This is a genomic window from Microvirga sp. GN3 (assembly GCF_055792825.1).
Window position 1 is genome coordinate 20,625 of the sequence record NZ_JBVVAK010000110.1, and the last position, 6,524, is coordinate 27,148.

Annotated in this window: 8 protein-coding genes; 7 read left to right on the forward strand and 1 reads right to left on the reverse strand. The window is 62.3% G+C overall.

Translation table 11 applies throughout. The features are described from left to right. The first annotated feature begins 37 nt into the window (after positions 1–37). From ACS5Q1_RS34135 to ACS5Q1_RS34155, 5 genes are all read left to right on the forward strand, one after another. On the forward strand, positions 38–1,081 hold the full coding sequence (locus ACS5Q1_RS34135; RefSeq protein WP_473102394.1) for an aldo/keto reductase: 1,044 nt from the start codon (positions 38–40) through the stop codon (positions 1,079–1,081). A 307-nt stretch (positions 1,082–1,388) separates the two neighbouring features. Then, the gene (gene thpR, locus ACS5Q1_RS34140; protein ID WP_473102395.1) at positions 1,389–1,925 is read left to right on the forward strand and encodes an RNA 2',3'-cyclic phosphodiesterase; all 537 of its coding nucleotides are present in this window, start codon (positions 1,389–1,391) and stop codon (positions 1,923–1,925) included. Positions 1,926–1,962: 37 nt separating this feature from the next. Continuing rightward, positions 1,963–2,553: a histidine phosphatase family protein gene (locus tag ACS5Q1_RS34145; RefSeq protein ID WP_473102396.1), complete on the forward strand. Its 591-nt coding sequence runs from the start codon at positions 1,963–1,965 to the stop codon at positions 2,551–2,553. A gap of 126 nt (positions 2,554–2,679) precedes the next feature. Continuing rightward, positions 2,680–3,696 carry a YeiH family protein gene (locus ACS5Q1_RS34150; RefSeq protein ID WP_473102397.1) on the forward strand — a complete coding sequence of 339 codons (1,017 nt, stop codon included), beginning with the start codon at positions 2,680–2,682 and terminating at the stop codon, positions 3,694–3,696. A gap of 66 nt (positions 3,697–3,762) precedes the next feature. Then, on the forward strand, positions 3,763–4,065 hold the full coding sequence (locus ACS5Q1_RS34155; RefSeq protein WP_473102398.1) for a 4a-hydroxytetrahydrobiopterin dehydratase: 303 nt from the start codon (positions 3,763–3,765) through the stop codon (positions 4,063–4,065). Positions 4,066–4,085: 20 nt separating this feature from the next. On the opposite strand, the gene ACS5Q1_RS34160 is transcribed toward ACS5Q1_RS34155, so the two are convergent. Continuing rightward, entirely contained in the window at positions 4,086–4,871 is a 786-nt protein-coding gene (locus tag ACS5Q1_RS34160) for an SDR family NAD(P)-dependent oxidoreductase (RefSeq protein ID WP_473102399.1), read from the reverse strand. Between the two features lie 79 nt (positions 4,872–4,950). On the opposite strand from ACS5Q1_RS34160, the gene ACS5Q1_RS34165 reads away from it, so the two are divergent. Next, the gene (locus ACS5Q1_RS34165; RefSeq protein WP_246776707.1) at positions 4,951–5,337 is read left to right on the forward strand and encodes a YkvA family protein; all 387 of its coding nucleotides are present in this window, start codon (positions 4,951–4,953) and stop codon (positions 5,335–5,337) included. Positions 5,338–5,643: 306 nt separating this feature from the next. Further along, positions 5,644–6,354 (forward strand): hypothetical protein, encoded by a 711-nt coding sequence (locus ACS5Q1_RS34170; RefSeq protein ID WP_473102400.1) that lies wholly within the window; start codon positions 5,644–5,646, stop codon positions 6,352–6,354. Positions 6,355–6,524 lie beyond the last annotated feature (170 nt).

Here is a 6,524-nt window from a genome sequence, read left to right on the forward strand (position 1 = left end):
AACGCGGCGGATCATGTCCCCGCGAGGAGCCAGACCTATGGAATATCGCCGCCTCGGCCGCACGGACCTCAATGTCAGCCTCATCTGTCTCGGCACCATGACCTGGGGCCAGCAGAACAATGAGGCCGATGGCCACGCGCAGATGGATTATGCCCTCGACCAGGGCATCAACTTCTTCGACACGGCCGAACTCTACTCGATTCCGCCCCGGCCTGAGACCCAAGGCTCGACCGAGCGGATCATCGGCTCCTGGTTCAAGGCGCGGGGCAGCCGCGACAAGGTGATCCTGGCCTCGAAAGTGATCGGCCGCTCCGACAACACCTGGTTCCGTGACGACGGCTCCAAGGGCGAACTCTCGCGGGCGCAGGTCGAGGAGGCGGTGAACAAGAGCCTGAAGCGGCTCCAGACCGACTATATCGATCTCTACCAGATCCACTGGCCCGACCGCCCCATGGTCTGGGGCTCGAACCCGACGATCTTCCAGCACCAGGAGGGCCAGTCCCACCCCATCGCCGAGACGGTCGAGATCATGACGGATCTCGTGAAAGCCGGGAAGATCCGCCATTTCGGCCTCTCCAACGAGAGTGCCTGGGGCACCATGAGCTTTCTCAAGCACGCGGACGCCAAGGGCCAGGCCCGGGTGCAATCGGTGCAGAACGCCTACAACCTCCTCAACCGCACCTATGAGGTGGCGCTGGCGGAGGTCACCATGCGTGAGAACGTGAGCCTGCTCGCCTATTCGCCGCTGGCGCAAGGGTATCTGACCGGCAAGTATCTCGACGGCGCGCGCCCGCCGGGATCGCGCACGACGCTCTTCAACCGCGGCGAGCGCTACGAAAACCCGACCGCCGAGGCGGCCATCCGCAAATACATCGCGCTCGCCAAGGAATTCGGCCTCGATCGGGCCCAGATGGCGCTGGCCTTCGTCAACTCCCGCTTCTTCCTCACGTCGAACATCATCGGCGCAACCTCGATGGAGCAGCTGAAGACGGACATCGCCTCGATCAACGTGACGATTACGCCGGAACTGGAAGAGCGCATCAACGCGATCCACGTCGAGCACTGCAATCCGTGTCCGTAAGCACGTAACGAAATGCGTCATCCCGGACGGCGTCAGTCGATCCGGGAACGTTGAACGAATAAAACACTGTCATTCCGGGGCCGCGCAGCGGAGCCCGGAATCCATAACCGCTGACGGCGCTTTGTTCTGGCAGAACGGTGTTTATGGATCCCCGCCTTCGCGGGGATGACAGTCGAGGTTCCATTGCCAGATTCTTAGAGCGATCCCGGATCTTCTCTTCGCTCGTCCGGGATGACGTTTTACGATCTGGAACAAACCCGGCCACCAATCGTCTGACGCATTGTCAGCAAGCCTCGGGAGGTGGTGCATGCCACGCCTGTTCACCGGCATCGAGATCCCGCCCGAGATCGCACTGGCCCTGTCGCAGTTTCGCGGCGGCTTGCCTGGGGCGCGCTGGATCGACCCCGAAAACTATCACCTCACCCTGCGCTTCATCGGCGATATCGACGACCGCATGGCGGATGATGTCACTTCGATTCTCGGCGAAAGGCGCCAACGCGCTCCGGTCACCATCACCATCGATGGACTGGACACATTCGGCGGCGGGAAGCCCCGTGCCGTCTTCGCCCGCACCTCCGGCAACGGCGAGTTGAACGAACTCCAGGCGGAACAGGAACGTCTCCTGCGCCAGGCTGGCCTGCCTCCGGAGACGCGCAAGTTCACGCCGCATATAACACTGGCGCGGCTGCGCAATGTCTCGCCCATCAATGTGGCGGACTACATCGCGGTCCGCGGCCATTTCCCGAAACTGACTTTCTCGGCGGATCGCTTCGTTCTGTATTCCTCGCGGAATTCCGTGGGCGGCGGACCCTATATCGTCGAAGCGGCCTATCCTTTGAGCTGACTCGACGCACCTTTGAAGGACTGTTACATCGAGGTCCATGGCTTCGCTCATCTTCATCACCCATCCCGAAGTGGTCATCGACCCGAACCAGCCCATCCCCGAATGGCCCTTGAACGCCATCGGGCGCGCCCGCATGGGGCGCTTCGCAGAAATGCTCGCAAACCGGGATGTGTCCGCCGTTTATTCCAGCACCGAGCAGAAGGCGATGGACGGGGCTGCCATCGTGGCGGAAGCGCTCGGCCTGTCCTACGAGACCGACGAGGATCTGGGCGAAAACGACCGCTCTTCGACGGGCTTCATCGCGCCGCCGGAATTCTGGGACGTGGTGCGCGAATTCTTCGGTCGCCCGCATGAGAGCATCCGTGGCTGGGAACGCGCCATCGACGCACAGTCCCGCATCGTGAACGCCGTCCGCCGGATCCTGCGCGAGGACGAGACATCCGGTGACATCATCGTCGTCTCCCATGGCGCCGTCGGGTGCCTGCTGACCGCGCATCTGCAGAAGGTGGAGATCGGGCAGGAAAGCCGCCCGCAACATCCCGGCGGCGGCTGCTTCATCGTCATCGACCGCGACTCGTTCACACTGACGCAGGATTGGCGCTCCATCGAGGATGGATTTGCGTCTTGAATTAAGTGATACGCGAATTACCCCGCTGTCATTCCTAAGAATGACAGCGGGGTAATTTCAGGCTTGCATCCTCTGCACCTTGGGACTAGCCCCTGCCTCAAGACGCCCAGGACTGAAACGATCTCCATGAATATCAACCGCATCGCGCAACTGGCGCCCGGCATCGGCTTGTGCGCGGCAATTGCGATTGCGGCGATGGGTCTGCAATGGGCGGAGGAGCACTGGACCGGCCGGCCCTGGCTCGAGGCGCTCGTCATCGCGATCCTCATCGGCACCATCGTGCGGACTCTCTGGACGCCGGATAAGCGCTGGGCTCCCGGCATCGGCTTTTCCGCCAAGACCCTGCTCGAGATCGCCGTGATGCTGTTGGGCGCCTCGATCAGCTTTCAGGCAGTATTCGATGCGGGGGTCGGACTTATCCTCGGCATTGCCGTCGTGGTGGCGCTTGCTATCGGGGCGAGCTACGGACTCGGCCGCTGGCTCGGTCTGCCGAAGCGCATGGCGATGCTCGTCGCCTGCGGCAATTCCATCTGCGGCAACTCGGCGATTGCTGCCGTGGCGCCCGTCATCGGCGCGAGGCCGGAGGATGTTGCCTCCTCCATCGCGTTCACGGCGATCCTCGGCGTGATCGTCGTCCTCACCCTGCCCCTGCTGGTGCCGCTCCTCGACCTGTCGATGACCCAATACGGTGTGCTTGCCGGACTTACCGTCTATGCGGTGCCGCAGGTACTGGCCGCAACCGTACCAGTGAGCCTCGTCAGCACGCAGCTCGGCACCCTGGTGAAGCTCGTGCGCGTGCTGATGCTCGGGCCGGTGGTCATCGCGCTGTCGCTTGCAATGGGCCGCAGCACGACGGACGCGAAGCCGAGTCTGTCCTGGAACCGGCTCGTGCCCTGGTTCATCGTCGGCTTCTTGAGCCTCGCCCTGCTGCGCTCTCTCGGCGTCATTCCCGATGCGGTCTTGCGGGCGATCGTGCCGACCGCAACGCTCTTCACGATCATCTCCATGGCGGCTTTAGGGCTTGGCGTCGATCTCAAGGTGCTCAGGAATGTCGGTGGGCGGGTGACGCTTGCGGTCACGCTCTCGCTCCTGGTGCTGATTGCGATCAGCCTGGGCCTCATCCGGCTTCTCGGCATTCCGTAAGCCCTTGAAACATCGCTTCTGTGCTTCATCACTAAGGCGAACCTGTCCTCACGATGAAGCACACCTATGCCCCGTCTGACCGAATCCGAACGTGCCGAACTCCTGCCCGCCCTCGACGGCTGGGCGCTCGTCGAAGGCCGCGACGCCATTCATAAGCGCTTCGTCTTCGACGATTTCAACGCGGCCTTCGGCTGGATGACCCGCGTCGCGCTCGTGGCAGAGGCCATGAACCACCATCCCGACTGGAGCAATGGCTACAACAAGGTCGAGGTGACGCTGTCCACCCATGACGCCAAGGGCCTGACGCGCCGTGACATCGAGCTGGCGCAGCGCATGGACCAGATGGCCGCAGGACTGTTGAAGCGATAGGCCTTCAGCGACCGCCGCGCCTATTTCGGCTGCATGCGCAGCGCGCCGTCGAGGCGGATGCCTTCGCCGTTGAGCATATCGTTCTCGATGATCGCCTTCACCAGGGTCGCATATTCCTCTGGGCGACCAAGGCGGGAGGGGAACGGCACGTTGGCCTCCAGCGCCTTGCGGTAATCCTCAGCAATGCCCTCAAACAGGGGCGTATGGAACAGGCCCGGCATGATCGTCATCACGCGGATGCCGAAGCCGGACAAATCGCGGGCGACGGGCAGCGTGAGACCCAAAACGCCGCCCTTCGAGGCGGCATAGGCCGCCTGCCCGATCTGCCCGTCCTGGGCCGCCACCGACGAGGTGTTGACGATGACGCCGCGCCCGCCGTCTGGCGTGACCGGATCGAGGCCGGCCATGGCCGTGGCGCATTTCGCAATCATGGCATAAGTGCCGATCAGGTTGATCTCGACGGCACGGCGGAAGCTTGCCACATCATGGGAGATGAGTTCGCCCGTTTCGCGCTTCTTCGCGACCGTGCGCTTGCCCGGCGCGATGCCGGCGCAGTTGACGAGAATGCGCTCAATGCCATTGGCGGCGCGAGCGGCGGCCAGCGCCGAATCGATGGACGCCTCGTCCGTCACGTCAACCTTGCAGAAGACGGCGCCGATCTCGCGGGCAACCTCTTCGCCGCGCTCGGCGTTCATATCGAGGATGGCGACTTTCGCGCCGTTTTCGGCAAGCATGCGCGCGGTGGCCTCGCCGAGGCCCGAGGCCCCCCCTGTGACAATGGCTGCCATCAATTTGTCGAGCTTCATCGCTTTTCTCCCACTATCTATGGCCGTCTTAAGCTATCCTCGACCCATCGGGAACGCCCCTTAAGGAAGGAACAGATAGATGAGCGCACCCTTCATGAAGCCTTTCACCAAGGCCGAGATGGAGGCCATACGCAACGAGACCCGTGACGAAGAGGGTCTGAAGCGTCGGTTCTGGGACAAGCTGAAGCGTGTTGCCGGCAAGATCCCCTTCGCGGAGGATCTCGTGGCCGCCTTCTTCTGTGCCACCGATCCCTCGACGCCGAGCCGCGTGAAGCTCATTCTCCTCGGCGCCATCGCGTATTTCGTGTTTCCCACGGATGCGATCACCGATCTCCTGCCTCTGTTCGGCTTTGCCGATGATGCAGCCGTGCTGGCCGCCGCGATCACGCAGGTCGCTGGTTCCATTACGGAAGAGCACAAGGAGAAGGCGCGGAAAGCTCTCAGAGAGACGGAAAAACAAGCTTAACCTTGCGTTCAATAGGATCGTATTCAGAACAAAGAATATTGACTTATTGCAATGTTGTTTCTGATCGTTATAGAGAGATCCTGTTCGCAAAAAAGTTATTTCGTTTCCTCCGACTTTTAAAAGACGAACAAGCTTTGAGTGCCACTGAGTTGGGCCGCTTCGGCGGCCCTTTTTATTGGGCTGCGGTTCAGGTGAAACCGCCATGCTTGTCGCCACCGCCACGTTTCGACGCATCGCCAATCCGTTGGCGCAGCCTTAACGGAGATGGTGAAGAGTTCTTAACCATCCGGTTGTATGGTCCGCCCCATGATTACTGCATCTCTCCAGCGCGGCATCGCCGCGGGCATCCTTTCCGCCATATTCGTCATCGGAACCGGGCCTGCAGCTCTGGCTCAGTCCCAGCGTGGGCAGCAATCGACACGGCCTGCCGCCAAACCGGCGCCGGCCGCGAAGCCCAAACCTGCAGCGACGACCAGGACCAATGCGGCCAAGCCCGCTGCCGCTGCGGCTGCGGGAACCGCCGCTGGAGCGGCCGCTACTGCCGCCAGGCCGGCCCAGGCCGCGACCGGCCCGGGCGGCGCCTCGCTCCTCACCTCTTACGGCGATTGGGGCGTCTACACGGCCCTGACCGGCCGCTCGAAGATCTGCTATGCGCTCAGCCAGCCCAAGGACCGGCTGCCGAAGAACCTGAATCGGGATCCGGCCTATCTTTTCGTGTCCTTCCGCCCGGCGGAGAACGTGAAGAACGAAGTCGCCCTGGTGCTTGGCTTCACGGCCAAGGAGAACGGCCCGGCCGAGGCCGCCATCGGCAATGCGTCCTATGCCCTGATCACCAAGGCCGCCAATGCCTGGTTGAAGAATCCCGCCGAGGAAGGCCAGGCCATCGCCACCATGGCGAGGAGCGGAACAGTGACCGTGAAGATGCAATCGGCCCGCGGCTCGAGCCTGACCGACCGCTATTCGCTCAATGGCTTCAGCAAAGCCCTGGAGCATGCCCGCAAGGAATGCGCTTCCTAAAACCCTTGCACGGTTGCAAATCGATGCCTCGATGAGCATGTTCCGGGCTAAGGCTTGTGGGGATTTATCGTGAATTGATGACGGCGGCTGCGAGATAGATCATGGCGGAGAAGCTTTGGTCGGTTTTGTCGGCTCTCATGGCAATGCGCTTGAACTCTTTGAGCTTGCAG

Coding starts and splice junctions, on each gene's coding strand:
- ACS5Q1_RS34135 (WP_473102394.1), top strand. CDS start 38: ATGGAATATCGCCGCCTCGGCCGCACGGACCTCAATGTCAGCCTCATC.
- thpR (WP_473102395.1), top strand. CDS start 1,389: ATGCCACGCCTGTTCACCGGCATCGAGATCCCGCCCGAGATCGCACTG.
- ACS5Q1_RS34145 (WP_473102396.1), top strand. CDS start 1,963: ATGGCTTCGCTCATCTTCATCACCCATCCCGAAGTGGTCATCGACCCG.
- ACS5Q1_RS34150 (WP_473102397.1), top strand. CDS start 2,680: ATGAATATCAACCGCATCGCGCAACTGGCGCCCGGCATCGGCTTGTGC.
- ACS5Q1_RS34155 (WP_473102398.1), top strand. CDS start 3,763: ATGCCCCGTCTGACCGAATCCGAACGTGCCGAACTCCTGCCCGCCCTC.
- ACS5Q1_RS34160 (WP_473102399.1), bottom strand. CDS start 4,871: ATGAAGCTCGACAAATTGATGGCAGCCATTGTCACAGGGGGGGCCTCG.
- ACS5Q1_RS34165 (WP_246776707.1), top strand. CDS start 4,951: ATGAGCGCACCCTTCATGAAGCCTTTCACCAAGGCCGAGATGGAGGCC.
- ACS5Q1_RS34170 (WP_473102400.1), top strand. CDS start 5,644: ATGATTACTGCATCTCTCCAGCGCGGCATCGCCGCGGGCATCCTTTCC.